The following is a 25,893-nucleotide window of genomic DNA, read 5'->3' on the forward strand; positions in this document are numbered from 1 at the left end:
CCGCCGCACCGAGGAGGCGTGTTGGATCCGATCAGCTCCGGGTGGCGAAGCAGTTGAAGCCGTTCTTCTTCAGCGCGGCGCAGGCATCCTGCGCGGTGCTCTGCTCGGAGAAGCCCGAGAAGCGGGCGCGGTAGAGTGTGGTGCCGCCGTGCGTCACGCGCACGGTGTAGGGGGCGGCCTTGGACAGCATGCCGGTCCGGCTGCGGGCGTCGGCGAGGATCGACTTCGCCTTGTCCTCATCGTCCATGGCGCCGAGCTGGATCACCCAGGGGCTCGGCGTGACGGGCTTGGCGCTGTCGCCGCGGGCGTCCTTCGGCGGGCCCTCGGCGCGGGAGGCGACGCCCTCCACGGCGGGCAGGCGGGCGGTGGTCTTGCCGCCGGCGCTCGGGAACGGCGCTTGGCTCGCCGGCCCGGCATAGGCCTGGGCGGCGTTCGGCAGCGCCTGGAGGCCGGCGCGGCGCGAACCCGGCGTCGTCGTGGACGGACGGATGTCAAGGGGCGCGGTGCTGGTGGAACTCGTGGTCTCGATGCCGTCGTCGTCCGCCGAGGCGAGGACGGTACGGGTGCGGGACTCGGCCTCGGCGACGACCGCCGGGCGGCCGCGCTCGGCCACCTCGACGACGGGCGCCGTCTGGCGGGCGCCGGCATAGGCACGGGGCAGGTTGGCGCGCACGAGATCCGCCATGATCCGGTCGCGGCTCGCGCCCGACTTGCCGCCGAGCACGATCGCCACAATCTGGCGGTCGCCGAGCTTGGCCGCGGTCATCAGGTTGAAGCCGGAATCGCGGGTGTAGCCGGTCTTGATGCCGTCCACGCCCTCGACGGTACCGAGCAGGCGGTTGTGGTTGCCGATGACCCGACCGCGGAAGGCGAAGGAGCGGGTCTGGAAGTAGCGATACTGGCGCGGGAAACGATCCTGAATGGCGCGGGCCAGGATGGAGAGGTCGTGCGCCGTGGTGATCTGATCCGGGTCTGGCAGGCCCGAGGCGTTGGCGAAGTTGGTGCGGCTCATGCCGAGCGCCTTGGCCTTGCGGGTCATCATGTCGGCAAATCGCGGCTCGGAGCCGGCGATGTTCTCGCCGATGGCGCAGGCCACGTCATTGGCCGACTTGGTCACCAGCGCCTTGATCGCCTCCTCGACCGTGATGGTCGAGCCGGGGCGCAGGCCGAGCTTCGACGGCGCCTGGGCGGCGGCTTTGGCCGAGATGGAGAGCGGCGAATCGAGGTCGTAGCGGCCCCGCTCCATCTGCTCGAAGAGCATGTAGAGGGTCATCACCTTGGTGATCGAGGCCGGGTGGCGCAGCGCGTCCTCGTTGACCGCGTGGAGCGTCCGGCCCGACTTTACGTCGACGACCATGGCTGCGTAGGGCGGGTTGTAGCCGCTCACCGCCTTGCGGGCGTGGCCCCGGCGCTTGGCCTCCGCGGGATCGGCCACCGCGACGAGAAAACTCGTCGCCAGGAGCAGCACGGCGACAGCGCGGGACCCCGTGGTGGGCCGGCCTTCTACGCGACGCATCTCGAAACCTTCGCCTCGACAGTCGGGCATTCCGGCCCGGCTGGCACCCTTCACGGACACCGCCACCGGGTCCGCAATCTCTGCCGAGGACGGTAGGATGAACGCGGTTACGCGGCCGTTAATGCGACCGCATCCAAGTTCGAGATCGCCCTTTTGCCACAGGGGTTAAGCCAATCTTGACGGGGCAGCGGCGCCCGCCCCGTGCCAATGATTTAGCTCCTCGCGATCGGGCACCGGCGACCGCTGCGGCGCGTTTCACGCGCGTGTGCGGGAACGCGGGTGCGAGCGGCGTCGAAGGAGAGGCCGGAGGATATGGCGCGGCCGGACAGTTTCACGCACCTCTCTGGCGCAGTCGCCGATCGGCCTATAGATTGCCTGGTGAGCACCGCGCCCCTCCACCGGGATGCCGGTGCCGAAGGCTGCCAGACCAAGGTCGCTTCGATTCAGATGTCTTCTAAGCTGATCCAGAACGAAGTGCAGGAGGCGGGTCGGGGACGGGTGCCGGTGCGTGCGGCTTCGACCCCGCGCAACTCGGGCGACGATGATCGTTCGGGCACCGCGATCATCACCCGGACCAAGCCGCGCGCGAAGCGACCGAGCCTGTACCGCGTGCTGCTGCTCAACGACGACTACACGCCGATGGAATTTGTCGTGCACGTCGTGGAGCGCTTCTTCAACAAGAGCCACGAAGACGCCTACCAGATCATGATGCACGTCCACCACAATGGCGTGGGGGAGTGTGGCGTGTTCACCTACGAAGTTGCGGAAACGAAAGTGACGCAGGTGATGGATTTCGCCCGCAAGCACCAACATCCGCTTCAGTGCGTTATGGAAAAGAAATAGGCATCCAGCGAAGGCCAGAGCATTGCCAAGCTTCTCACGCAGCCTCGAGCAAGCCCTCCACCGCGCCCTGGCCCTGGCCGGAGAGCGCCGCCACGAATACGCGACTCTCGAACATCTCCTGCTCGCGCTCGTCGATGACCAGGATGCCGCCGCCGTGATGCGGGCCTGCAACGTCGAGATCGACGTGCTGCGCCGCAATCTCGTCGAGTATGTCGACACCGAACTCTCGAACCTGACGGGCGACGGGCGCCAGGACGCCAAGCCGACCGCCGGCTTCCAGCGCGTCATCCAGCGCGCGGTGATCCACGTCCAGTCCTCGGGCCGCGAGGAGGTGACCGGCGCCAACGTGCTCGTGGCGATCTTCGCCGAGCGCGAGAGCCACGCCGCCTACTTCCTGCAAGAGCAGGACATGACCCGCTACGACGCGGTGAACTACATCAGCCACGGCATCGCCAAGCGCCCAGGGGCCTCCGAGGCCAAGCCCGTGCGCGGTGCCGAGGAGGAGAGTGCCTCCGAGCGTCCCGGCGGCGAGGACAACGAGGCGCGGCCCAAGAAGAAGGGCGACGCGCTGGAGGCCTACTGCGTCAACCTCAACAAGAAGGCGCGCGACGGCAAGATCGATCCGCTGATCGGTCGCCATTCCGAGGTCGAGCGCACGATTCAGGTGCTCTGCCGCCGACAGAAGAATAACCCGCTGCTGGTGGGCGACCCCGGCGTCGGCAAGACGGCGATCGCCGAGGGCCTTGCGCGCAAGATCATCCAGCACGAGGTGCCGGAGGTTCTGGCTGATGCCACCGTGTTCTCCCTCGACATGGGCACGCTGCTCGCCGGCACCCGCTACCGCGGCGACTTCGAGGAGCGCCTCAAGCAGGTGATGAAGGAGATCGAGGCGCACCCGAACGCCATCATGTTCATCGACGAGATCCACACCGTGATCGGTGCGGGCGCCACCTCGGGCGGTGCGATGGATGCCTCGAACCTGTTGAAGCCGGCGCTCGCCTCCGGCTCGCTGCGCTGCATCGGCTCGACCACCTACAAGGAGTACCGCCAGTACTTCGAGAAGGACCGCGCCCTGGTGCGCCGCTTCCAGAAGATCGACGTCAACGAGCCGTCGATCCCGGACACGATCGAGATCCTCAAGGGCCTGAAGCCGTATTTCGAGGAATTCCACAAGCTGAAATACACGACCGACGCCGTGAAGGCGGCGGTGGAACTGTCGGCCCGCTACATCAACGACCGCAAGCTGCCGGATAAGGCGATCGACGTCATCGATGAGACCGGCGCCTCGCAGATGCTGGTGCCGGAGGCGCGCCGCAAGCGCACCATCGGCGTCAAGGAGATCGAGACCACCATCGCCACGATGGCGCGGATCCCGCCCAAAACCGTGTCGAAGGACGACGCGGTGGTGCTCAAGAACCTGACCGAGAACCTGAAGCGGGTCGTCTACGGCCAGACCAACGCTATCGAGGCGCTGACCTCGGCGATCAAGCTGGCGCGTGCGGGCCTGCGCGATCCCGACAAGCCGATCGGCTCCTACCTGTTCGCCGGCCCGACCGGCGTCGGCAAGACCGAAGCCGCCAAGCAACTCGCGGCCTCGCTCGGCGTCGAGATGCTGCGGTTCGACATGTCGGAATACATGGAGCGCCACACGGTCTCGCGGCTGATCGGTGCACCGCCCGGCTATGTCGGCTTCGACCAGGGCGGCCTCTTGACCGACGGAATCGATCAGCACCCGCACTGCGTGTTGCTGCTCGACGAGATCGAGAAGGCGCATCCGGACCTGTTCAACATCCTTCTGCAGGTGATGGACCACGGCAAGCTGACCGATCACAACGGCAAGCAGGTCGATTTCCGCAACGTCATCATCATCATGACGTCGAATGCGGGTGCCTCGGATCTGGCGAAGTCGGCCTACGGCTTCACTCAGTCGAAGCGCACGGGTGACGACGTGGAGGCGATCAATCGGCTGTTCGCGCCGGAATTCCGCAACCGCCTTGATGCGATCATCTCGTTCGGCCACCTGCCGAAGGAAGTCGTGGCCAAGGTCGTCGACAAGTTCGTGCTCCAGCTCGAAGCGCAGCTTGCCGACCGCAACGTCACGATCGAACTCTCGGACGAGGCCCGCGACTGGCTCGTGGAGAACGGTTACGACGACGCGATGGGTGCCCGCCCCATGGCTCGCCTGATCCAGTCCACGATCAAGACGCCGCTCGCTGACGAGGTGCTGTTCGGCCGCCTCAAGGACGGTGGCGCCGTCAAGGTCGTGCTGAAGAAGCCCGAGGGCGAGGACGGCAAGGGCGAGACCGCAAAGGGCAAGGGCGAACTCGGCTTCGAGTTCCCTGCCGGGCCGGTCACGCCGAAGCCGGAAACGGACGTCGCCAACGCGGCCAAGCGCAAGCGCTCAAAGCCGCGCTCGGCCCCGCGGAAGAAGACGACCAAGCGCGACGGTGGACCGTCCGGAGGCGGTTCTTCCGGCGGCGGCTCCGTCCGTACCGTACCGAAAGTGCCGCTCAAGGTCTGAGGGCACAGGGTCGCTCACGCGCAACCGTGAGCGATCTTCGAGGCCGGCGCGGGTTGCGTTCCTGCGCCGGCTCCCGGATATGGGCGGCGCCGTTCTCTGTCAGAGAGAGCGACTTCGGCCAGCAATGGGGGTCACATGACGAGCGACGCGCAGGAGGGGCCCCTCACGCCTGTCGCGCCACAGCCGGCTCCGGCGCGGCCGAATCCGCTGACGTCGCGCGAGAGACGCCGCCGCCGCCGCAAGGCCCGTCACCGCGGCGAGGAGATCCTCGGCTGGATTCTGGTGCCGGTGATCCTGTTCGGCGTGTTCTGGGGCGTCAACGCGGTGCTTGAGGCCATGGGCACCAGCCCCGGTGTGGTGTGGGATCAGCTCATGCAGGTGAAGGCCGCGCTCGAGAAGAAGATGTAGCGCGGCACGCTGATCCTCTACTCAGCGGCTGCCTTGCTCAGCCCGATCCGCCGCCAGATCGTGCTCAGCGCATCCACGAGATGATCGATATCGGCGTCGGAATGCAGCGGCGAGGGCGTGATGCGGAGGCGCTCCGTCCCGCGCGGCACGGTCGGATAGTTGATCGGCTGCACGTAGATGCCGAAATCGTCGAGCAGGGTGTCGCTGATCGCCTTGCACAGCACGGGGTCGCAGACCATCACCGGCACGATGTGGCTGCGGTTGGACAGCGTCGGGATGCCGGCCGCGTCCAGCGCCTGCCGTACCCGCGCCACCCGCTCCTGATGCCGCGCCCGCTCGACACTGCTCGTCTTGAGGTGGCGGATGCTGGCCACGCCGCCGGCCGCGACCGCGGGCGGCAGCGAGGTCGTGAAGATGAAGCCTGAGGCGAAGCTGCGCACAAAGTCGCAGAGTTGGGTCGAGCCGGTGATGTAGCCGCCATGGACGGCGAAGGCCTTGCCCAGCGTCCCCTCGATCACGTCGAGCCGGTGGGCGAGACCCATCCGCTCCGAGATGCCGCCGCCCCGCGCCCCGTAGAGGCCGACCGCGTGGACCTCGTCGAGATAGGTGAGCGCGCCGTGCGCCTCGGCGACGTCGCAGATCTCATCGATCGGGGCGATGTCGCCGTCCATGGAATAGACCGACTCGAAGGCGACGAGCTTGGCCCGGCCGGGCTCGATCAGAGCGAGCTTGCGGTTCAAGTCCTCCGGGTCGTTGTGGCGGAAGATCTGACGCTCGGCCCGGCTCGAACGGATGCCCTCGATCATCGAGGCGTGATTGCCCTCGTCGGAAAAGACGACGCAGCCCGGAAGCTTCGAGGCCAGGGTGCCGAGCGCCGCCCAATTCGAGACGTACCCGGAGGAGAAGATCAGCGCCGCCTCCTTGTCGTGGAGGTCGGCGAGTTCCTGCTCCAAGAGCACGTGGTAGTGGTTGGTGCCGGAAATGTTTCGGGTGCCGCCCGCTCCGGCCCCGCATCGGTCGATCGCCTCGTGCATCGCCCGCAGCACCGAGGGGTGCTGGCCCATGCCGAGATAGTCGTTGGAGCACCAGACAGTGACCTCGCGCTCACCGCCGGGGCTGTGATGCGTCGCGTAGGGAAACCGCCCCGCCTGCCGCTCCAGATCGGTGAAGACGCGGTAGCGCCCCTCCCGGTGGAGCCCGGTGATCGCATTGCCGAAGAACGCTTCGTAATCCATGCCGTCCTCCCCGAAGAAGATGATGCCGGTGGGCGGATCTCGTGTCCGCCTCTCCTCATTCGCGATGCACCGCCCGGGTTTCGGGCAATTCGGCCGCCGTGGGTGCGGCACGGCCGGGAAGGCTCCAGTTCCAGAGTGCCGCCGAGGGTAGCGGCAGCATCAGGAACCAGTGCTCCAGCGTGGCCAGCGCCGCGAGCGTCGCGAGCAGGGCAAAGCCTGTCACCGTGTGCGGCGCGGCCGCTTCCTCGAGCGCAAAGCGGGCGAGAAGGACCGTCGCGGCGGTGCCCAGCGTCACCGAGAACGGAAACAGCGGGTTCATCGGCCGCCGGCTCAGGTAACAGGCGAGGTAGCCCAGATGCGGCGGCAGGAACTCGGCGTGAAGGTTGCGCACGCCGAGGAAGAGGTTGAGCCGCGCCGAGGCGTTCATCAGCGCGAGCAGGCCGTAGGTCCAGAGCGCCACCCGGTTTCCCTCCCCCCAGGTGAGGCAGAGGATGGCGAGCCCGCCGATCAGGATCGCGAATTCGTGCCACAGGCTGGTGGCGAGCGCCGCGAAGAAGCGGTCGATTCCGCGCAGGTTCGGCGCGCAGGCAGCGGGCTTCGGGCCGGAGACGAAGCCCATGTAGTAGCTCATCTCCTGCCAGCCCCAGACGACCACCGCGGCGGTGAGGCCGAGATAGGCACCTGTCTCCGTGTCGTCGTCCGCGACCGCGCGGATGGTCCAGAGCGCGCCGGCCAGCACGGCGCTCGCCGCGATCATGCTGCGGGCATGCGTCCGCCGCGGCAGGTGCTGAAGCACCAGCACCAGCCCGGTGGCCGACCACCACAGCAGGACGGCGTAGAGCGCCGGAGCGGCGTAGACGCCCATGCTACCAGACCGGATCGAGGCGGATGTCGGCGGGCATGGCATTCTGCTTGACCGGCAACAGGTAGAGCCGGGCGAAGGTCACCGCCGCGACCACGGTCTGAGCACCGTGCTTCAGCTTGCCCGACAGGCCTCCTTCCGCCTTGGCGGCGGCGATCTTGTCGGCGCAGACCAAGAGCCGGTCGAGTCCCGCCTTGAAGCGCGGATCGTCGAGGTCGAGGGTGATCGGGAAGGTCTGCTTCGAGATCTCGGAGGTGATCCGGAACACCTTGAAGTCGTAGTCGGTCGGATCGACCCCGAGCGCCTTGTGAAAGGCCGGGCGGCAATGGTCGCGGACATACATCGTCGCGAACACGGCCAGCAGGAAGAAGCGGATCCAGTAGCGGTTGACCCCCGTCGTCAGCCGCGGGTTGGCGCGCATGAGCAGCGCGAACGCCTCGCCGTGGCGGAACTCGTCGTTGCACCACTTCTCGAACCACTTGAAGATCGGGTGGATGCGCCGCTCCGGATGTCGCTCCAGCTCGCGATAGATGGTGATGTAGCGGGCGTAGCCGATCTTCTCGGAGAGGTAGGTCGCGTAGAAGATGAACTTCGGCTTGAAGAAGGTGTACTTCTTCGCCTTCGTCAGGAAGCCGAGATCGACGCCGACGCCGAAATCTTTCAGCGTGTCGTTGATGAAGCCGGCATGCCGCGCCTCGTCGCGGCTCATGAAGCCGAACAGTTCCTTGATGTCCTTGTTCTTGGCCCGCTTGCGCATCTCCGCGTAGAGGACGCAGCCCGAGAACTCGGCGGTGATCGAGGACACGAGGAAGTCGAGGAACTCCTTGCGCAGCTCTGGGTCCATCTCGGCGAGGTCGCAATCGAACTCCTCGTTGCGCACGAAGTGCCGCTTGTTCGGGTCCGAGCGCAGCTCCTCGATCAGGATGTCCCACTCGCGGCGCACCGGCTCGACATCGGTTCGGTCGAGCTCGTCGAAATCCGTGGTGTAGAAGCGCGGGCTCAGGAACGTCGTCTGCTGCGCGCTCTTGGTCGATTCGTTGAGCGGCTGGCGCGGGAACGGCACTCCCGTATCGGCTTGGGGCTGGACGTTGGCGTTCACAGCTTCCTCCGTTCGGAAAAGCTCACCTCGTAGAGCTCGGTCAACTCGAGATGGGCGATCAGCTTGGTCCAGGCCCGCTCCAGCCGGCCTGCGCGGGTGACGGTGGCGGTGCGGCGTACGGTGATGCGCTCGCCGTAGGGCACCTCGGTCGGCGCATCGTGAACCTGGACCTCGTCACCGGGCTCGATCTCGAACCCGCCATCGAGCGTCACATGCGCGTGCAGGCTCTCCGGCGTCTGCTCGATCTCGATGGTGCAGGGCACCTCGACGACCGTCTTGCCGATCCAGGCCATGACCGCCCCCTCTCCCATCACCGCAGCTCCGTGCCGGGCAGCAGGCGGGCGAAGGCCTTCGCGTTCGAAGGGCCGAAGGCCAGCAGCTGCACTTGCCGCCCGGTGGCCCCATCCTCCAACGACAACGTGCCGTTGTCGAATCGCGTGAGGGTGAACGGCGGTTCGCGGCTTAGGCCCTCCCGCTGCCGGGCCTGGGCGAGTCCGCGCAGGGTTCCGCGGATGAAGCCGTCCTGCCCAGGCTCGATCCGGGCGACCAGCGTTCCGCGCTCGGCGTTGCGCAGATCGATGGCGCCGTCCGGTTGGTCCTCGGCGTGGAAGGCCAGGGTTTGGATCGGGCGGGCTGGGCGCTCCTCCGGCACCCGCTCCTGGCCGCGCCCGAGGGCCACCGCGAGCAGCGACACTCCGAGCAGGGCCGCGACGGCCAGCAGCGCCGGCCGCTGAGACGGTGGCTTCTCCGGCTGTCGGCGGAAGTTGAGCTCGACGGGCATCGATCCCTCCCCTGGCTACCGGGCACCGGCGGCGACGAGACCGCCCCGCGTGACACTTGCCCGATCGGCTGCCGCGACGGATTCCCCCGTGCGGGTTGGGTCTACGGCAACACCGCCGGCCTGGGCTGCGAGCGCGGGCGCGAGCAGGGCTGCCACGCTCCGGGCATCGGGGACCGAGCGCAGCATCGGCTCCGGGCGGCTCACACGCCAGGGGCGGGCATGCGGCCACAGATGCAGGTAGGCGACCCGCTCGCCCGGCGGCAATTGCAGGGGGATATCGCCGCTGCCGTCCGAGAACAGTCGCAGATCCGCCGACTCGATTTGGGCCAGCGGCAGGTTGAGGGTGATCGGCAGGGCGATGCCGACATGAAGGACCATGCGCCGGTCGGTGAGCGTGTAGACCGTGGTGCGGTGGACGAGCCAGGCGAGGAAGGTCAGCAGCCCGAGAGCCACGAGACCGATCAGCAGGGTCGTGCCGGCCACGGTGAGCGCGCGCGCCGGCCCCGCGGTCGCGGCGGCGCCGACCGCCAGCACCGTGGCAGTGCCGGCGAACCACGCCATCACGAGCCGAGCATGGAAGGCGCGCAGCAACACACCGGGCAAAGTCGGGGCGCCGCGCCACAGGATGCGCTCCCCCGGCGGCAGCGGACCGGGCAGGCCGCGCAACGTTCCCTCGGGCAGGAAATCCGACTCGCTCATAGGATCGGCCCTCAGAGAATGGGTTCTTGGCGGGCGGGCGAGGCGTAGAGGGTACCGGCGCCGAAATACGCCATGATCCGTTCCTCCTCGAGCAGGGTGACGGAGTCCGGATCCTTGATGTCGGGGATGTCGGCGAATTGCGCCGCCAGCAGCGCTTCGGTTTTCACCGTGCGGGAGAAGCGGCCGGTGGTGCAGAAGGTCACCGGCATCAGCACCCGGCGCCCGCCCGCCCCGAGTTCCACCTCGTAGTAGCGCACGAAGGATTCGCCGCGATCGACCCAGAGATCGACGACGGTGCCTGCGACCTGTCGGTCGGCGCCGAAGACCGGCATGCCGATCGGGTTCGGTCCGTCCTCGTGGACCACGAAGGCTTCGGCGACGCGCAACGGAACGATGCGGTACTGCGAGTCCCAGGTCCGGTCGTGCTCGTCATGGCGCGGCACCCAGGAGCCGGGGCCGACGCCGGCCTGCAGCGAGGTGTCGGTGCGGAAGTAGGGGGCGCCGGGGAAGACCTCGCGGCGGGCGCTCGGCACGTTCGCATCGTAGGCGACGTTGGTCTGCGGCGCATACATCGTGTGGCCGCTCGACAGGTGGAATGCCTTCGGCGTGGGAATCAGGATCGGATCCGGGCTCTTCAGGCGGCCTGCGGCCTCGTTCTCGAGCGGGTAACCCTCGCGCCGATCCTCGCGGCGCAGGTAGAAGACGAGGCCCGCAAAGAAGATCCAGAACGCGTAGAGCGTGACCTGAGCGACGTCGATGTAACCGGTGATCTCGCCTCTGGGCATGGCAGGCCTCCGATCAGGTGGGACGATTGACGAGGGGGTCGAACGAACCGGCGCGCCGCTCGTCCGCATGGCTGGAACGGGGGGCATCCGCGCGCACCAGCGGGCCGAGCGCCACCAGCGTCGCGAACAGCAGCGCGATTTCGACGTGGTAGACGATGAGGTAGCCGATCGCCGGCTCGTTCATCCCCTCGCCGAGGGCACCCGACTGCGCCACCGCGGCGCCGAGATCGCGCAGGATGCCGCTGGCGGCGATGGCGAGGCCCGCGGCGGTGGCCTGAGCCGCGCCCCAGGCGCCCAGCGCGAGGCCGGTATCCTCCGGCCCGGCCTTGGCCATGGAGGCGGTGAGCGTGCCATGGGCGAACAACCCGCCGCCGATGCCGATCAGGGTGACGCCGGCGGCAAACAGCCGGGCCGAGGCAAGGGGGGCTGCAAAGATCACTGCCGAGAAGGCGGCGATGCCGATCACCGCGCCCGTCGCCGCGACCCGGTAGGGATCGCCGCCGCGGTTGAGCCAGCGTGCCGCCGCGATCAGACCGAGCCCGCCGCCGGCCGCGAGCATCGCGGTGAGCGCCGTGGTCTGCGCCACGGTGAGGCCGAGAATCTGGCCGCCATAGGGTTCGAGCAGGATGTCCTGCATCGAGAACGCTGCGGTGCCGAGCGCGATCGCTGCGAGCCGCCGCCTTGCAGTGCCCTCCCCGGCATAGCCGCGCCAGGATTGGGAGAAGCTCGGCCGTGCGGCTGCTCGGTCGGTGCGGCGAGGATCGCGCGGCTCCTGCTTCCACAGGGCGACGCCGTTGAGCACGATCGTGATCAGCGCCGCGCCCTGGATCACCTGGATCAGGCGGACGGCCGAAAAGTTCGCCAGCGCTAGCCCGAACAGCACGGCGCTGCCCATCATGCCGGCGAGCAGCATGGCGCACAGCAGCGCCACCACCTTAGGGCGGGCATGCGCAGGGGCGAGGTCGGTGGCGAGTGCCAGCCCGACGGTCTGCGTGGTGTGAAGACCCGCGCCGACCAGCAGGAAGGCGAGCGCGGCCGCGACATGGCCGACCCAGAGCGGGCCGGTGGTGTCGCCCGACAGGATCAGCAGGGCGAACGGCATAATCGCCAGCCCGCCGAATTGCAGCAGCGTGCCGAACCAGATGTAGGGCACCCGCCGCCAGCCGAGCACCGAGCGGTGCGTGTCCGAGCGGAAGCCGACCAGCGCCCGCAGGGGGGCGAACAGCAGCGGCAGCGACAGCATCACGGCAACGATCCAGGCCGGCACCGCAAGCTCGACGATCATCACCCGGTTGAGCGTTCCGATCAGTAGCACGGCGGCCATGCCGACCGTGACCTGGAACAGCGCGAGCCGCATCAGCCGCCCGAGCGGCAACTCCTTCGTCGCCGCGTCGGCGAACGGAAGGATCGCCGGGCCGAGGCGGAGCAGCGCCTGGGTGATGGCGAGGCCAGATTTCATCGAGCCGCTCCACTCTCGGTCGCGGGCGACGCCGTCTTGCGCAGCTCGATCGCGTTCGAGAGGTAGAACCCGCTGTTGACTCTATGCGTCCGCGCGACGGCGAAACGCGCCAGGGCCCGCTCCCCGCCAATGCGCCGCCGCAGGCCGCTCTCGGTGATCGGCACGATGGCGGGGGCTCGGTCGGCCTTCGGGAACAGCTTGCCGGCGGTGTGCATGATCGTCAGCAGCACGGTCCGCGGGGCGACGGTGAACAGCAGGCTGCCGTCGGTGCGCAGGGAGAGTTCGGCGAGCGCCCGGACGATGTCCGGCGCCTGATAATGGATCAGCGAATCCATCGCGACGACGTGGTCGAAGCGGCCGAGCCAGGGGTCGAGCATGTCACCGACCCGGAACGTGACCGAGCCGGGGCCGGGGATCGTGGGCAGGCGCTCGCGAGCGAGCCCGATCAGCGTCGGCGAGACGTCGATCGCGGTCACTTCCGCCCCTCGGCGCGCGGCCTCGACCGCGAGCGCTCCGGTGCCGCAGCCGGCATCGAGCAGGCGCAGGCCGGTCAAATCCGCGGGCAGCCAGCCGAGCAGGTTGGCCCGCATGGTGTCGCGTCCGGCCCGCACCGTCGCGCGGATCTTCGAGACCGGCGCGTCGGAAGTGAGGCGCGACCACGCCTCGACCGCGGTGCGGTCGAAGTAGGTCTCCAACTGAGAACGGCGGGTGAGGTAGGGCGTGCTCATCAGTCGAATCCGAGAAATTCGAACAGGTCGCGGTCCTTCATCGGCGCGGCCTCGCAGGGGTCGGCCCCGGCCCAGAGCGTCTCGGCGAGCCGCATGTACTCGTCGGTGACGGCCTTCAGCTCGGGCGACGGGTCCATCTCGAACAAAGTCGATTTCTTCAGGCGCGAGCGCCGCACCACGTCGAGGTCGGGGAAATGCGCCAGACGGCGCAGGCCCACGGCCGCGTTGAAGCGGTCGATCTCGTCGGTCCCCGCCGAGCGGTTGGCGATGACGCCGCCGAGGCGCACCCCGTAGTTCTTCGACTTGGAGTGGATCGCTGCGACGATCCGGTTCATCGCGAAGATCGAATCGAAGTCGTTGGCGGTGACGATCAGCGCCCGGTCGGCGTGCTGGAGCGGCGAGGCGAAGCCGCCGCAGACCACGTCGCCGAGGACATCGAACACGACGACGTCGGTATCCTCCAGGAGGTGATGCTCCTTGAGGAGCTTCACCGTCTGCCCGACGACGTAGCCGCCGCAGCCGGTACCGGCGGGCGGGCCGCCGGCCTCGACGCATTTCACGCCGTTATAGCCCTCGACCACGAAGTCTTCCGGCCGCAACTCCTCGGAGTGGAAGTTCACCGATTCGAGCGCGTCGATCACGGTCGGCGCGAGGCGCTTCGTGAGCGTGAAGGTCGAGTCGTGCTTCGGGTCGCAGCCGATCTGCAGCACGCGCTTGCCGAGCTTCGAAAAGGCCACCGAGAGGTTCGAAGAGGTGGTGGACTTGCCGATCCCGCCCTTGCCGTAGACCGCGAAGACCTTGGCGGTCTCGATCCGGTCGTCCGGATCGAGCGCGACCTGAAGGCTGCCCTCCTCGCGGCGGATCGGGACCGGATTGCGGATGGCGATGTTCATGCCGCGACTCCTGCGGTGAGGCCGGGTGTGACGCCCTCCAGCCGGTCTTCCAGTTCCTCCTCGGCGCGGTCGAGCGCGTCGCGCATCGCCGGGTCGGGAGTCCAGAAGCCGCGGCGGTGAGCCTCGATCAGGCGGCTCGCGACCTTGGCGCAGGCCGTGGGGTTCAGCGTCGCCATGCGGTCGCGCATCGCGTCGTCGAGCACGAAGGTCTCGGTGATGCGCTCGTAGATCCAGGGCTGCACCGCGCCGGCGGTGGCGGACCAGCCGACGGTGTTGGTCAGCGTCGCCTCGATCTGGCGCACGCCCTCGTAGCCGTGGCCGAGCAGGCCCTCGTACCATTTCGGGTTGAGCATGCGGGTGCGGGTCTCCAGCGCCACCTGCTCGTCGAGGGAGCGCACGCGCCCCTCCCCGCGGGTCTGGTCGCTGATGTAGATCGGCACCGCCTCGCCGCGGGCGCGGGCGACTGCCCGGCCCATGCCGCCGAGCCCGTCGAAGTAGTGATCGACGGATGTGACGCCGAGTTCGACCGAATCGAGGTTCTGGTAGGCGAGATCGACCCGCGCGAGCACCGCCTTCATCAGGTCGCGTCGCGGCTCGGGGCGGCCGGTGCGGCCGTAGGCGAAGCTCTTCCTTCGTGAGAACGTCTCGCAGAGTTCGTCCTGGTCGTCCCAGCGGCCGGATTCGACGAGATGGTTGACGTTGGCGCCGTAGGCCCCCTCCGCATTGGAGAAGACCCGCAGGGCCGCCGTCTCGAAGTCGCAGCCCTGCTCGGCCTGGATCGCCAGCGCGTGCTTGCGCACGAAGTTTCTCTCGATCGGCTCTTCCGCGCTCGCCGCCATGAAGCTCGCTTCCGCGAGCAGTTTCGTCTGCAGGGGTAGGAGATCGCGAAAGATGCCGGAGAGCGTGACCACCGCGTCGATGCGCGGGCGGCCGAGGCTTTCGAGCGGGATCAGCTCGGCTCCGGCCAGCCGGCCGTAACCGTCGAAGCGGGGTGCCGCGCCGATCAGGGCCAGCGCCTGGGCGATGGGGCCGCCCTCGCTCTTCAGGTTGTCGGTGCCCCACAGGACCAGGGCGACGCTCTCCGGCAGGGGCCGCCCTTCCGCGAGGTGGCGCTCCAGCACCCGCGCCACCTGCTTGGCGCCGTCGGCCAGCGCGAAGGCTGTCGGCAAGCGGTAGGGGTCGAAGCCGTGCAGGTTGCGCCCCGTGGGCAGGATGCCGGGATTGCGCAGCAGGTCGCCGCCCGCGACCGGGGCGACGAAGCGTCCGTCCAGCGCCCGCATCAGCGCGGGCAGCTCGCTGTCGCGGGCGAGGTCGGCATCGATCCGGGCGAGATCGGCGAAGGCGGCCCGGTGGGTCTCGTCGGCGGGAAGGCCGGCGGCAGCCAACGCCTCGTTGAGAGACGCGCCCTCGATCAGGAGCTCGATTCCGGCGCGGGCTGGCTTGAGGCTGTGCGAGGCCTCCGCCAGGGCGAGGAGCAGGTCGACACGTTCCTCGCCGGCCATCCCCTGGCCGATCACGTGCAGGCCGTGCGGGATCAGCGTCTGCTCGAGTTCGAACAAAGCGGCGGCGAGCGCGGCGACGCGGGGACCGGGATTGCCCTCCCAGGCGGGCTCGGCCGGCACGAGATCGACGGCCGCGCCCTGCGCCTGGATGATCGCGGCGAGCGCCGTCCGCTCGGCCGTCGCTTCCGGCTCCAGACCGCGCCAGCGCTCGACCGAGGCTTTGAGATCGCACAGGCCGCGATAGAGCCCGGCGGCGGCGAGGCTCGGCGTGAGGTAGCTCACGAGCGTCGCGGCGGAGCGGCGCTTGGCGAGCGTGCCCTCGGACGGGTTGTTGGCGGCGTAGAGGTAGATGTTCGGCAGCGCGCCGATCAGCCGCTCGGGCCAGCACGCTTCCGACAATCCGGCCTGCTTGCCCGGCATGAATTCGAGCGCGCCGTGGGTGCCGAAATGCAGCACCGCGTCGGCGGAGAAATCCTCGCGCAGCCAGCGGTAGAAGGCGCTGAAGGCGTGGGTCGGGGCGAAGCCCTGCTCGAACAGCAGCCGCATCGGGTCGCCCTCATAGCCGAAGGCGGGCTGCACACCGACGAAGACGTTGCCGAACTGCGCGCCGAGCACGAGGATGTCGGCGCCGTTGCTCTGGTGGCGGCCGGGCGCCGGGCCCCACTGCGCCTCGATTTCGGGCAGGTAGGTCTCGCGGCGGACGTGATCCTCGGCCGAGACGCGGGCATGGACGTTGGCCGGCGTGCCGTAGCGGGCGGCATTGCCGCCGAGGATCGTCTCGCGCAGCGCATCAACGCTGTCGGGCACCGCGACGTCGTAGCCCTCGGCCTCGAGGCCGCGCAGGGTGTTCAGCAGCGAGGCGTAGACCGAGAGGAAGGCGGCCGAGCCGGTGGCGCCGGCATTGGGCGGGAAGTTGAACAGGATCACGGCCAAGCGCCGCTCACGCTTCGGCCGTCGCCGCAGGGACACGAGCCGATCGATCCGGGCAGCGAGCCGCTCCGCACGCTCGGGATGCACGCGCATGTCGCGGGCGTTGCCGGGGCCGGAAGCCGAGGAACGCCCGCCGAACACCATCGGCGCGGTGGCGCCGTCGAGTTCGGGGATCGCGACCATCATCGTCGCCTCGACCGGCGATAGGCCGCGCGAGCCCGCCTCCCATTGCTCGATCGTCTGGAATTCGAGCGCGTGAGCGGCGAGATAGGGCACGTCGAGCCGCGCCAGCGTCGCCTCGGCCGCCGCCGCGTCGTTGTAGGCCGGGCCGCCGACCAGCGAGAACCCGGTGAGCGAGACCAGCGCGTCGATCGCCGGACGGCCGTTCACGGTGAAGTAGGCGTCCACCGCCGGGCGATTGTCGAGGCCGGCGGCAAAGGCCGGCACCACCGAGAGCCCCTTGGCTTCCAGGGCGGCGATGACGCCGTCGTAATGCGCCGTGTTTCCGGCCAGCACGTAGGAGCGCATCAAGAGCAGGCCGACGCGGCTGCGGGCGCCCGGCACGGTCGGCAGCGCGGCCAGGCTCTCGCCGACCCGGCCCGGCATGCGCGGATGGTAGAGGCCGGTCTCCGGATAGTGCTGCGGCGCGGGGGCGGCGGCGATCTCGCGCCACACGGCGCGGGGGCCGGCGGCGTAGCGCTGCACGAGGAAGCGCACGAGGCTCGCCACGTTCTCGTCCGAGCCCGCGAGCCAGTATTGCAGGGTGAGGAAGTAGGCGCGCACATCCTGCGCCGAACCGGGGATGAAGCGCAGGATCTTCGGCAGCTTGCGCACTAGCGCCATCTGCCTTGCCGCGTTGCCCTCCGCGCCCGGCTTGCCGCGCAGCCGCTTCAGGAAGTCGAGGGCCGAGCGCTTGGTCCCGCTCATGTCGAAGCGGTTGAGCTTGGTCGTGCGCACGATCTCGGAGGCCGAGAGGCAGCCGATCATCGCATCGCAGCTCTCACGGCGCGCCAGGATCGCCGGCAGGATCGCCCGAACGTGCTCGTCGAGGAACAGCATCGCCGAGACGACGATGTCCGCTCGCGCGATCTCCGCCTCGCAGGCGCGGAGCGCGCCCTTGTCCGTCTCCCATTCGGCGGCGGCATGGAAGCTCAAGGCGAGCCCCGGCATCTCGGCCGCGAGCCGCAGGCGCGCCCGTTCCACCGCGCTCGCCAAGTGATTGTCGAGCGTGACGATGGCGACGCGGATGGTGGGCCTATCGGCCGAAATGCGCCTTGGCATCGTAGAGGGTCTCGAGGGTGATGAGCGGGAGCTGCCGCTCGCGGGCGAAGCGCTCGGTGTTGGCGCGGGCCTTTCCGCGCACGAAGAACGGGATCTTCTTCAGCTCCTTCTCGGCATCGGGCGCCCACGGCGCGGTGCGAACCGCGTCGGCACCCTGGATTGGGATGGGGGATGGAACGGGCGCCGACGCGAGGGGAGGAGTCGTCGGCGCCCGTTCCACGGCGTCCGCCGTCCCGTTCGGCCCGCGGCCGAGATGAGACGGGGCGGCGCCATCGTGGAATTCGGGATCTTCGCGGAACATCCCGAGGAGATGTTCCTCCAGCCCCATCATCAGGGGGTGCACGAGGGTGTCGAACAGGACGTTGGCGCCCTCGAAGCCCATCTGCGGCGAGTGGCGGGCGGGAAAGTCCTGGACGTGGATCGGCGCCGAGATCACCGCGCAGGGAATGCCGATCCGCTTGGCGATGTGGCGCTCCATCTGCGTGCCGAGCACGAGTTCGGGGGCCGCCGCCTGGATCGCCGCCTCGACGTCGAGGTAGTCGTCGGTGATCGTCGCCTCGATGCCGTGAAGCGCCGCCTCCGCTCGAACCTCGCGGGCGAACTCGCGGGTATAGGTGCCGAGACCGACGAGCTTGAACCCGAGCTCGTGCGCGGCGACGCGGGCCAGAGCGAGGGCGTGCGTGGCGTCGCCGAACACGAAGACCCGCTTACCGGTGAGGTAAGTCGAATCGACCGACCGGCTGTACCAGGGCAGACGCGAGGGTGCGTCGGCGAGGACGGAAGCGGGATCGACGCCGGCGAGGGCCGCCACCGCTTCCACGAAGCGGGTCGTCGCGCCGACGCCGATCGGCACCACATCGACGAAGGGCTGCTGGAACGTCTTTTCAAGGTACTGCGCGGCGCTGCGCGCGACCTCGGGGTAGAGCACGACGTTGAAGTCGGCTTCACCCAGCCTGACGAGATCGGCGGGCGTAGCGCCCAGCGGCGCGACCACGTTCACCGCGATCCCGAGGTCGTCGAGGAGGCGCCGGATCTCGATCAGGTCGTCGCGATGGCGGAAGCCGAGAGCAGTGGGGCCGAGGATGTTGCAGGCGGGGCGCCGCCCTTCGCGGGGCGCACGCTCGGCCGACATCCCAGCCAGGGCGCGGACCAACCGGTAGAAGGTCTCCGAGGCCCCCCAGTTCTCCTTCTTCTGGTAGGCCGGCAGTTCCAGCGGGATCACCGGGATCGGCAGGGCGAGCGCCTTGGCCAGCCCGCCCGGATCGTCCTGGATCAGCTCGGCGGTGCAGGAGGCGCCGACGATCATCGCCTGCGGCTGAAAGCGCGCGTAGGCGGCGGCGACCGCGTCCTTGAAGATCGCGGCGGTGTCGCGGCCGAGATCCTGGGCCTGGAAGGTGGTGTAGGTGACCGGTGGGCGCTTGGCGCGCCGCTCGATCATCGTGAAGAGCAGGTCGGCGTAGGTGTCGCCCTGGGGGGCATGCAGCACGTAGTGCAGCCCCTCCATCGCGGTGGCGACCCGCATGGCGCCGATATGCGGCGGTCCCTCATAGGTCCAGACGGTGAGCTGCATGGCCGCTACACCTCCAGCCGGGCGCGCCGGTCGAGCGGGCGCGCGAACAATTCGGCGAGGTCGCCCGCCTGCTCGTAGCCTTGGATCGGCGTGAACAGCAGTTCGATCGACCACTTCGTGGTCAGCCCCTCCGCCTCCAGCGGGTTGGCGAGGCCGAGGCCGCATACGGTCAGGTCCGGTTGCGCGAGCCGGCAGCGGTCGAGCCCGTTGTCGAGGCTCTGGCCCTCCACCACAGCGGTGTTGTGGGGGAGCCATTCGAGCTCGGCGGCGAGGTGAGCACGATGGAGGTAGGGCGTGCCGACCTCGATCAGCGCGGCGCCCATCTCCCGCGACAGGAAGCGGGCGAGCGGCACTTCCAGCTGCGAATCGGGGAAGAAGAACACCCGCTTGCCGGCGAGCTTCTCGGTGTACGGGGCGAGCGCCTGACGCGAGCGGCGCAGACCCGGCGCCGTCACCGCCTCGAACCGGGCGGGATCGACACCGAAGGCCTCGGCTGCCGCGCGAAGCCACGCGGTCGTCCCCTCGGCCCCCAGCGGGAACGGGGCGGCGATGCGCCGGACCCCGCGCTCTTCCAGGGCCCGCGCGGTATCCGCGAGGAAAGGCTGGGCCAGGAGGAAGCGCGTGCCGCGCCCGACCGGGGGCATCTGGCCGGCCCGCCGCGCCGGCAGGAAGCGGGCCATGACGCCGAGATCGGAGAACAGCCGGGCGAACTGATCCTCGACCACGTCGGCCAGCGTACCGACGACGAGGAGTTCGTCCGTCATCGCCGCCTCCGGCAGTTCCGGCACGAGGGAGGCGAGACAGGCATCCTCGCCCTGGGTGAAGGTCGTCTCGATGCCGGAACCCGAATAGTTCAGCACCCGCACGTCCGGAGCGAGGCGCCGCGACAGCCGCAGGGCCGCCCGCGAGAGGTCGAGCTTGATCACCTCGGACGGGCAGGAGCCGACGAGGAACAGCAGCCGGATATCGGGCCGCCGCTCGATCAGCCGCGTCACCACCCGGTCGAGTTCGTCGTTCATGTCAGCCAGCCCGGCCAGATCGCGCTCGTCGATGATGGCGGTGGCAAAACGCGGCTCGGCGAAGATCATCACGCCCGCCGCCGACTGGATCAGGTGGGCGCAGGTGCGCGAGCCGACGACGAGGAAGAACGCGTCCTGGATCTTCCGGTGGAGCCAGACGATGCCGGTGAGGCCGCAGAACACCGCCCGCTGGCCGTGCTCGGCGCGGACCGCGACGCCGCACCCGGTAGAGGGAAGAGGCGCGTGGGCGTTCACCGGGCGGTCTCCCCTGCGAAAGCGAGGGAGACCGGGGCTTCGAGCCGGGCCGCTCGGAGCTTCAGGAGGAACTGGCCGGCATTGATGAGGTATGTGGCGTAGGCGGCGAGCGCGAGGACCAACAATCCCTGCGTATCGAGCAGGCGTAAGCCGAATGCCGCGAGGTAGGCCGTGTGCAGCCCCAGCACGAGCATGCTGAACACGTCCTCCCAGAAGAAGGCCGGCGCGAACAGGTAGCGGCCGAACACGACCTTCTCCCAGATCGAGCCCGTCACCATGATGGCGTAGAGGACGAGGGTCTTGGCGACGACGGAGGCGTTGGCGATCTCCGCCCCCTCCCCCGTCGCGAGCGTGCGCAGCACGAGCGCGAGGCTGGCTAGGAAAACGAGGAATTGCAGCGGAGCCAGCACACCCTGCACCAGAGTCCAAGCCGAGGCGTCGCGCCGCTGACGCTCTGCCGGCGTGTAGAGCGGTCTATGTCGGCCCTGGCGTTGACGCATGGCGTCCGCCCTCGCTCGCGTTGTCGGCCCTGCGCCGCAGAACCTCGGATGGGAGTGAGGGTAGGCTTCGTCACTTGAAAGTGTCAATCCAAGTTGACGCTTGTTCGATATTACATGTTTTGGCCGCCGCGTTCGCCCGAGGGATTGCCAATGGCGGCGGGAAGCGTATCGTTAGCCTACACGCGTCCGTTGCTTTGGGCGTCGCGCGATGCATTAAAATGCGCATTGCCCCGCCGAGCTGCTTCCTCAGAGGGAGACGCCTATGGGTGAGTGGAGGCATCTCGGCGGGCACTTCGAACTCCCTGTGGGAGTGTCGGACTGCAGCGTCTTGGCGGAGCCCGAGATAGGCTCGACCACAGCATTTCAGCCGGATGATTCGGGGATGCGCCGTCAGCTGGCGAGCATCGTCGAGGCCGAGATCCTGCCCCGGCTCATGCTGGTCCACCGGAATCAGGTCCGCCCCCAGGCCCCCACTTCCGGTCGCCATCCGGCACCCGATGAGGTCGAGCGCCTTTGCGCGTTGCTGCTCGCGCGCACCGACACCGATCTCGCTCATCACCTGCTGCAGTTCCTCGACGCGGGGCTGTCGCTCGAGAGCGTGTTGGTCGAGTTGCTCGCGCCCATGGCCCGGCATCTCGGCCGCCTCTGGGAAGAGGACGCCTGCGATTTCGTCGACGTGTCCCTGGCGCTCGGTCGGCTTCAGGCGGCGGCACACGATCTATGCGCGCAGTTCGAGGACGAGACCAGCGGCCCTTCCGGACGCAGCGTCCTGTTGCTTCCGTGCCCCGGCGAGACGCATGTCTTCGCGCTCTCGCTCATGGCAAGCATCTTCCGGGAATCGGGTTGGGACGTGACGACCTGCGTCGGATCGGATTGCAATGAGCTGATCCGATCGGAATGGTTCGACGTCGTCGGACTGACGCTGTCGTGCGATGTCTTCCTGCCCAGCCTTCCGGCGCTGATCCACAGCCTGCGCGAGGCCTCCCGCAATTCGAGGCTCAAGGTGCTGGTCGGCGGTCCTTACTTTGTCCGGAATCCGAACCACGTACGCCTCGTTGGCGCCGACGGAACTGCGGAAGATGGGCGGCTTGCCCCCCTGATCGCAGAAAGCTTGCTTGAAATGCGGACCCGACCCTGTTGATAAGGACGGCTTCTGCGCCCTCACGAAGTATTGACCTTGAGCAGCTTGGCGAGCCCTTCTCCCTGGCGCCCTTCCCCGGCGCTGCAACAGGCGGCCGGTCTCCTCGACGGGGAGACTGCCGGGTTGCTGATCGCCGCAACCTCCGATCTGTCCCTCGTGGTCGATGATCGCGGGATCATCCGCGATACCTCATCCGGCCGGTCCGATTTCGAAGGTCAGGGCATCGACACCTGGCTCGGCAAGCCGTGGATCGACACGGTCACCGTCGAAAGTCGGCCGAAGATCGATGCGCTGCTGCGTGACGCCGCGCCCGGCACCATGACCCGTTGGCGGCAGGTCAACCATCCCTCGCCCACCGGCACGGACCTGCCGATTCGCTACGCCACACTGCGCCCGAACAAGGACGGCCCGATCATCGTGATCGGCCAGGACCTCCGGGCGACGGCGGCGCTCCAGCGGCGTCTGGCCGAAACCCAGCAGGCTCTGGAGCGCGATTACGACCGCCTTCGCTCCGCCGAGACGCGCTACAAGCTGCTGTTCCAGCTCTCCGGCGAGCCGGTGCTGGTGGTCGATGCGGGCACCCGGCGCGTCACCGAGATCAACCCGGCAGCCATGCGGTTGCTCGGTCGTCCGCAGAAGCGCGTGATCGGCCAGGACGCGGCCGATCTGTTCGATGCCGGCAGCCTGCGGGACTTGCAGGCCCTGTTTGCCGGTCTGCGCGTCACCGGGCAGGCGGCGGATCTCGTCGTGCCGTTGACCGGCGGACGGGGTGACGTCCGCGTCTCCGCCTCCCTGTTCCGTGGCGAGGGGACGACCTCCGTTCTGGTGCGCCTCGCGCCGCTGGCGCCGGTGAGGCCGGAGCGTGTTGCGGTCGGCGGCGCGCTCGACGTGATCCAGCGCATGCCCGAAGGCTTCGTCGTCACCGATGCCGCGCGCCGCATCCTCACCGCCAACGGCGCCTTCCTCGATCTGACCCAGCACGCCACCGAGGAGCAGGTGCGCGGACGGACGCTGGATAGCTGGCTCGGCCGCGAGGAGACCGATGCACTCGCGCTGTTCGCGATGCTGCGCGATCACGGCTCGGTGCGTCATTTCCCGACCGTGGTGCGGGGCCAGTACGGATCTTTGGAAGAGGTCGAGGTCGCCGCTGTCGCCACCTCCCACGCCGAGCAGCCGTGTTTCGGCTTCACCCTCCGCGCGACGCCCCGGCGTGCCGCACCCGTCCATCTGGCCGGCACAACGCACGACCTGCCACGCTCCGTCGAACAGATGACCGAGTTGGTCGGCCGCGTCTCGATGAAGGCGCTCGTGCGCGAGACGACCGACCTCATCGAAAAGCTGTGCATCGAGGCGGCACTGCGGATCACCCGCGACAACCGCGCCTCGGCCGCGGAGATGCTCGGCCTCAGCCGGCAGGGTCTTTATGCGAAGATGCGGCGCTATGGCATCGGCGATCTCGACGCCAGCGACCCTGAGTTGACGCCCTGAACGGCAATGCAGGGATTTTGAATTATAATTCATATTTATTGAACTCTTTGGATGAGCAATTTAGTTCGGCCCAAGTGTAAAGCCTGATTGACACATCCTGTCCGACGCCGGTAGCGTTCGGGTATGGCAACGCCCGCACCGAGTGCCGTCGTCGAGCTGCTCAAGCCGATCACATGGTTCGCACCGATGTGGGCCTTCGGCTGCGGAGTCATCTCGTCCGGCCATGCGCCCACAGGACAATGGCTGGTCATCGCGGCGGGGGTGGTGCTGGCCGGACCGCTGGTCTGCGCCACGAGCCAGGCCGCCAACGATTGGTTCGACCGCCACGTCGATGCCATCAACGAGCCGAATCGTCCGATTCCGTCCGGCCGCATTCCCGGCCGCTGGGGGCTCTATCTGGCGGCCGGTTGGACGATCCTGTCGCTGATCGTCGCTGCGATGCTCGGCCCCTGGATCCTCGGCGCCGCTCTGTTCGGCCTCGTCCTGGCCTGGATCTACTCCGCGCCGCCGCTTCGGCTGAAGCGCAACGGCTGGTGGGGAAACTCCGCGGTGGCTCTCTGCTACGAGGGGCTGCCCTGGTTCACCGGCGCGGCGGTGATGGCCGCTTCGATGCCCGACGAGCGGGTGCTCCTCGTCGCCCTGCTCTACTCCGTCGGCGCCCACGGCATCATGACCCTCAACGACTTCAAGTCTGTCGAAGGCGACCGGGCGATGGGCCTGCGCTCACTGCCGGTGCAACTCGGCTCCGATCGTGCGGCGCGCTTCGCCTGCCTCGTCATGGCCCTGCCGCAGGTGGCGGTGATGGTGCTGCTCTTCGCCTGGGAGCGCCCCTGGCACGCCGCTTTGGTCGCGGCCCTCCTCGCCGGGCAACTCGCCCTGATGGCGCACTTCCTGAAATCGCCTCGCGCCCGCGCCGCTTGGTACAATGGCACCGGCACGACGCTCTACGTCCTCGGCATGCTGGCCTCGGCTTTCGCCCTGCGCCCGCTCGTGCAAGGGCTGGCACCATGAGCCGCGCCGCCCTCGCTTTCCCCCGATCCTTCTCCTGGCTTCAGATCGTCCGGCTCGGTCTGGTTCAGACCGCGCTCGGCGCGGTCGTGGTTCTCATGACCTCCACGATCAACCGAGTCATGGTGGTGGAACTGGCCCTGCCGGCGATCGTGCCCGGCGGCCTCGTCGCCCTGCACTACGCCACCCAGGTGCTGCGGCCCCGCTGGGGCTACGGCTCGGATGTCGGCGGACGGCGTACGCCGTGGATCGTCGGCGGCATGGCCGCGCTCTGCCTCGGCGGATTCGGCGCCGCGGCGGCGACGGCACTGGCCGAAACCCACGTCGCCGCCGGGCTGGCACTCGCGGTCCTGTCGTTCCTGCTCGTCGGCATGGGCGCAGGCGCGGCCGGCACCTCGCTCCTCGTCCTGCTCGCGACCGGGGTGGAAGCCGGGCGCCGGGGTGCGGCGGCGACCATCGTCTGGGTGATGATGATCGCCGGATTTGCCGTGACCGCGCCGCTCGCGGGTCACTTCCTCGATCCGTTCTCCGGCGGGCGGCTCATGGCGGTCTCCGGCACCGTCTCGCTGATCGCTTTCGCGGTCGCCGTCCTCGCGGTCTCCGGCATCGAGCCGCGGCGGGAAGCCTCGCCGGCGGCGAAGGTCGAGAAGAAGCCGCCGTTCCGCGCCGTGCTGGCGCAGGTGCTGGCCGAGCCCGCTGCGCGGCGCTTCACCCTGTTCATCTTCGTCTCGATGCTCGCCTACAGCGCGCAGGAACTGATCCTCGAACCCTATGCCGGCCTCGTCTTCGCGATGACGCCGGGGGCGACGACCAAGCTCGCGGGTCTCCAGCACGGCGGCGTGCTCGCCGGCATGCTGTTCGTGGCCGGCGTCACCGTCTTCGTCGGTGGCCCCATTCTCGGTTCGCTCAAGCTCTGGACGGCGGTGGGCTGCGCGTTGTCCGCTGCCGCGCTCGGGGCCATCGCGTTCGGCGGACCGGTCGGGCCGGATTTTCCGCTGCGGGCGGCAGTGGCGGGGCTCGGCTTCGGCAACGGCGTCTATGCCGTGGCGGCGATCGGCTCGATGATGGCGCTCGCCGGACGCGGCGGCGAGGCCGAGCGCGGCACCCGCATGGGCGTCTGGGGCGCGGCCCAGGGCGTGGCCTTCGGCGCCGGCGGCTTCCTCGGCACGCTGGCGGTCGACCTCGCCCGCCTCGTCGCCTCGGAACCCGTCTATGCCTATGCCGCGGTCTTCGCGCTCGAAGCCGTCCTGTTCCTCGTCGCCCTGGCGATCAGCCTGCGCGTCGAGCACGTCACCGTCGGTCGTCGGCAGAATCCATTGACCGAGACGGCCTCCTTTCAGCTCAATCCCGGCTTCGAGGCGAGGTAGCGC

Annotated in this window: 22 protein-coding genes; 7 read left to right on the plus strand and 15 right to left on the minus strand. The window is 68.8% G+C overall.

Annotation, left to right across the window (positions count from 1 at the left end):
* Positions 1-31 precede the first annotated feature (31 nt).
* Entirely contained in the window at positions 32-1,516 is a 1,485-nt protein-coding gene (locus tag MFF24_RS19225; RefSeq protein WP_238226491.1) for a D-alanyl-D-alanine carboxypeptidase, read from the minus strand.
* 447 nt (positions 1,517-1,963) lie between these two features.
* Between MFF24_RS19225 and clpS the strand changes: the two genes are divergently transcribed.
* The 3 genes from clpS (at position 1,964) to MFF24_RS19240 (ending at position 5,288) form a co-directional block, all read left to right on the plus strand.
* Positions 1,964-2,359, plus strand: coding sequence for an ATP-dependent Clp protease adapter ClpS (gene clpS, locus MFF24_RS19230; protein WP_238226582.1), 396 nt, complete (start codon positions 1,964-1,966; stop codon positions 2,357-2,359).
* 22 nt (positions 2,360-2,381) lie between these two features.
* On the plus strand, positions 2,382-4,880 hold the full coding sequence (clpA, locus tag MFF24_RS19235; protein WP_108942657.1) for an ATP-dependent Clp protease ATP-binding subunit ClpA: 2,499 nt from the start codon (positions 2,382-2,384) through the stop codon (positions 4,878-4,880).
* 135 nt (positions 4,881-5,015) lie between these two features.
* Positions 5,016-5,288, plus strand: coding sequence for a hypothetical protein (locus tag MFF24_RS19240; protein WP_133088872.1), 273 nt, complete (start codon positions 5,016-5,018; stop codon positions 5,286-5,288).
* 17 nt (positions 5,289-5,305) lie between these two features.
* On the opposite strand, the gene hemA is transcribed toward MFF24_RS19240, so the two are convergent.
* From hemA to bchF, 14 genes are read right to left on the minus strand one after another with little or no spacing between them, the layout of a single operon-like run.
* The gene (gene hemA, locus MFF24_RS19245; protein WP_238226493.1) at positions 5,306-6,523 is read right to left on the minus strand and encodes a 5-aminolevulinate synthase; all 1,218 of its coding nucleotides are present in this window, start codon (positions 6,521-6,523) and stop codon (positions 5,306-5,308) included.
* A gap of 55 nt (positions 6,524-6,578) precedes the next feature.
* Entirely contained in the window at positions 6,579-7,388 is an 810-nt protein-coding gene (gene puhE, locus MFF24_RS19250) for a putative photosynthetic complex assembly protein PuhE (protein WP_238226496.1), read from the minus strand.
* A gap of 1 nt (position 7,389) precedes the next feature.
* Entirely contained in the window at positions 7,390-8,484 is a 1,095-nt protein-coding gene (gene acsF, locus MFF24_RS19255; RefSeq protein WP_238226498.1) for a magnesium-protoporphyrin IX monomethyl ester (oxidative) cyclase, read from the minus strand.
* Positions 8,481-8,777: an O2-dependent cyclase accessory protein gene (locus MFF24_RS19260; RefSeq protein WP_238226584.1), complete on the minus strand. Its 297-nt coding sequence runs from the start codon at positions 8,775-8,777 to the stop codon at positions 8,481-8,483. The genes acsF and MFF24_RS19260 overlap by 4 nt, the downstream gene beginning before the upstream one ends.
* Before the next feature lie 17 nt (positions 8,778-8,794).
* Entirely contained in the window at positions 8,795-9,265 is a 471-nt protein-coding gene (gene puhC / locus MFF24_RS19265; protein ID WP_238226500.1) for a photosynthetic complex assembly protein PuhC, read from the minus strand.
* A gap of 15 nt (positions 9,266-9,280) precedes the next feature.
* Positions 9,281-9,964, minus strand: a complete 684-nt coding sequence (gene puhB / locus MFF24_RS19270) for a photosynthetic complex putative assembly protein PuhB (protein ID WP_238226502.1) — start codon at positions 9,962-9,964, stop codon at positions 9,281-9,283.
* Between the two features lie 11 nt (positions 9,965-9,975).
* The gene (gene puhA, locus MFF24_RS19275) at positions 9,976-10,749 is read right to left on the minus strand and encodes a photosynthetic reaction center subunit H (RefSeq protein WP_238226504.1); all 774 of its coding nucleotides are present in this window, start codon (positions 10,747-10,749) and stop codon (positions 9,976-9,978) included.
* 13 nt (positions 10,750-10,762) lie between these two features.
* Positions 10,763-12,208: a BCD family MFS transporter gene (locus MFF24_RS19280; RefSeq protein WP_238226507.1), complete on the minus strand. Its 1,446-nt coding sequence runs from the start codon at positions 12,206-12,208 to the stop codon at positions 10,763-10,765.
* Entirely contained in the window at positions 12,205-12,936 is a 732-nt protein-coding gene (gene bchM / locus MFF24_RS19285) for a magnesium protoporphyrin IX methyltransferase (protein WP_238226508.1), read from the minus strand. The genes MFF24_RS19280 and bchM overlap by 4 nt, the downstream gene beginning before the upstream one ends.
* Positions 12,936-13,829 carry a ferredoxin:protochlorophyllide reductase (ATP-dependent) iron-sulfur ATP-binding protein gene (gene bchL, locus MFF24_RS19290; RefSeq protein WP_238226509.1) on the minus strand — a complete coding sequence of 298 codons (894 nt, stop codon included), beginning with the start codon at positions 13,827-13,829 and terminating at the stop codon, positions 12,936-12,938. The genes bchM and bchL overlap by 1 nt, the downstream gene beginning before the upstream one ends.
* The gene (locus tag MFF24_RS19295) at positions 13,826-17,542 is read right to left on the minus strand and encodes a magnesium chelatase subunit H (RefSeq protein WP_238226511.1); all 3,717 of its coding nucleotides are present in this window, start codon (positions 17,540-17,542) and stop codon (positions 13,826-13,828) included. The genes bchL and MFF24_RS19295 overlap by 4 nt, the downstream gene beginning before the upstream one ends.
* Positions 17,517-19,112 carry a ferredoxin:protochlorophyllide reductase (ATP-dependent) subunit B gene (gene bchB, locus MFF24_RS19300; RefSeq protein ID WP_238226512.1) on the minus strand — a complete coding sequence of 532 codons (1,596 nt, stop codon included), beginning with the start codon at positions 19,110-19,112 and terminating at the stop codon, positions 17,517-17,519. Before bchB ends, MFF24_RS19295 begins: the two co-directional genes overlap by 26 nt.
* A gap of 5 nt (positions 19,113-19,117) precedes the next feature.
* Positions 19,118-20,386, minus strand: coding sequence for a ferredoxin:protochlorophyllide reductase (ATP-dependent) subunit N (locus MFF24_RS19305; RefSeq protein ID WP_238226514.1), 1,269 nt, complete (start codon positions 20,384-20,386; stop codon positions 19,118-19,120).
* Positions 20,383-20,886, minus strand: a complete 504-nt coding sequence (gene bchF, locus MFF24_RS19310) for a 2-vinyl bacteriochlorophyllide hydratase (protein WP_238226516.1) — start codon at positions 20,884-20,886, stop codon at positions 20,383-20,385. Before bchF ends, MFF24_RS19305 begins: the two co-directional genes overlap by 4 nt.
* A 262-nt stretch (positions 20,887-21,148) precedes the next feature.
* On the opposite strand from bchF, the gene MFF24_RS19315 reads away from it, so the two are divergent.
* The 4 genes from MFF24_RS19315 (at position 21,149) to MFF24_RS19330 (ending at position 25,890) form a co-directional block, all read left to right on the plus strand.
* The gene (locus MFF24_RS19315; protein ID WP_308445607.1) at positions 21,149-22,027 is read left to right on the plus strand and encodes a cobalamin B12-binding domain-containing protein; all 879 of its coding nucleotides are present in this window, start codon (positions 21,149-21,151) and stop codon (positions 22,025-22,027) included.
* A 45-nt stretch (positions 22,028-22,072) separates the two neighbouring features.
* Positions 22,073-23,515, plus strand: coding sequence for a transcriptional regulator PpsR (gene ppsR / locus MFF24_RS19320; RefSeq protein ID WP_238226520.1), 1,443 nt, complete (start codon positions 22,073-22,075; stop codon positions 23,513-23,515).
* Positions 23,516-23,638: 123 nt separating this feature from the next.
* Positions 23,639-24,526 carry a chlorophyll synthase ChlG gene (gene chlG / locus MFF24_RS19325; protein WP_238226522.1) on the plus strand — a complete coding sequence of 296 codons (888 nt, stop codon included), beginning with the start codon at positions 23,639-23,641 and terminating at the stop codon, positions 24,524-24,526.
* The gene (locus MFF24_RS19330) at positions 24,523-25,890 is read left to right on the plus strand and encodes a BCD family MFS transporter (protein ID WP_238226524.1); all 1,368 of its coding nucleotides are present in this window, start codon (positions 24,523-24,525) and stop codon (positions 25,888-25,890) included. The genes chlG and MFF24_RS19330 overlap by 4 nt, the downstream gene beginning before the upstream one ends.
* Positions 25,891-25,893: the final 3 nt, after the last annotated feature.

The organism is Methylorubrum aminovorans, from assembly GCF_022179725.1.
Classification (GTDB): domain Bacteria; phylum Pseudomonadota; class Alphaproteobacteria; order Rhizobiales; family Beijerinckiaceae; genus Methylobacterium; species Methylobacterium aminovorans.

Bases quoted from the DNA above. Each gene is read 5' to 3' on its own strand.
- MFF24_RS19225 (WP_238226491.1), bottom strand. From the start codon at position 1,516: ATGCGTCGCGTAGAAGGCCGGCCCACCACGGGGTCCCGCGCTGTCGCC.
- clpS (WP_238226582.1), top strand. From the start codon at position 1,964: ATGTCTTCTAAGCTGATCCAGAACGAAGTGCAGGAGGCGGGTCGGGGA.
- MFF24_RS19240 (WP_133088872.1), top strand. From the start codon at position 5,016: ATGACGAGCGACGCGCAGGAGGGGCCCCTCACGCCTGTCGCGCCACAG.
- hemA (WP_238226493.1), bottom strand. From the start codon at position 6,523: ATGGATTACGAAGCGTTCTTCGGCAATGCGATCACCGGGCTCCACCGG.
- puhE (WP_238226496.1), bottom strand. From the start codon at position 7,388: ATGGGCGTCTACGCCGCTCCGGCGCTCTACGCCGTCCTGCTGTGGTGG.
- MFF24_RS19260 (WP_238226584.1), bottom strand. From the start codon at position 8,777: ATGGCCTGGATCGGCAAGACGGTCGTCGAGGTGCCCTGCACCATCGAG.
- puhC (WP_238226500.1), bottom strand. From the start codon at position 9,265: ATGCCCGTCGAGCTCAACTTCCGCCGACAGCCGGAGAAGCCACCGTCT.
- puhB (WP_238226502.1), bottom strand. From the start codon at position 9,964: ATGAGCGAGTCGGATTTCCTGCCCGAGGGAACGTTGCGCGGCCTGCCC.
- puhA (WP_238226504.1), bottom strand. From the start codon at position 10,749: ATGCCCAGAGGCGAGATCACCGGTTACATCGACGTCGCTCAGGTCACG.
- MFF24_RS19280 (WP_238226507.1), bottom strand. From the start codon at position 12,208: ATGAAATCTGGCCTCGCCATCACCCAGGCGCTGCTCCGCCTCGGCCCG.
- bchM (WP_238226508.1), bottom strand. From the start codon at position 12,936: ATGAGCACGCCCTACCTCACCCGCCGTTCTCAGTTGGAGACCTACTTC.
- bchL (WP_238226509.1), bottom strand. From the start codon at position 13,829: ATGAACATCGCCATCCGCAATCCGGTCCCGATCCGCCGCGAGGAGGGC.
- MFF24_RS19295 (WP_238226511.1), bottom strand. From the start codon at position 17,542: ATGCCAAGGCGCATTTCGGCCGATAGGCCCACCATCCGCGTCGCCATC.
- bchB (WP_238226512.1), bottom strand. From the start codon at position 19,112: ATGCAGCTCACCGTCTGGACCTATGAGGGACCGCCGCATATCGGCGCC.
- bchF (WP_238226516.1), bottom strand. From the start codon at position 20,886: ATGCGTCAACGCCAGGGCCGACATAGACCGCTCTACACGCCGGCAGAG.
- MFF24_RS19315 (WP_308445607.1), top strand. From the start codon at position 21,149: ATGGGTGAGTGGAGGCATCTCGGCGGGCACTTCGAACTCCCTGTGGGA.
- chlG (WP_238226522.1), top strand. From the start codon at position 23,639: ATGGCAACGCCCGCACCGAGTGCCGTCGTCGAGCTGCTCAAGCCGATC.
- MFF24_RS19330 (WP_238226524.1), top strand. From the start codon at position 24,523: ATGAGCCGCGCCGCCCTCGCTTTCCCCCGATCCTTCTCCTGGCTTCAG.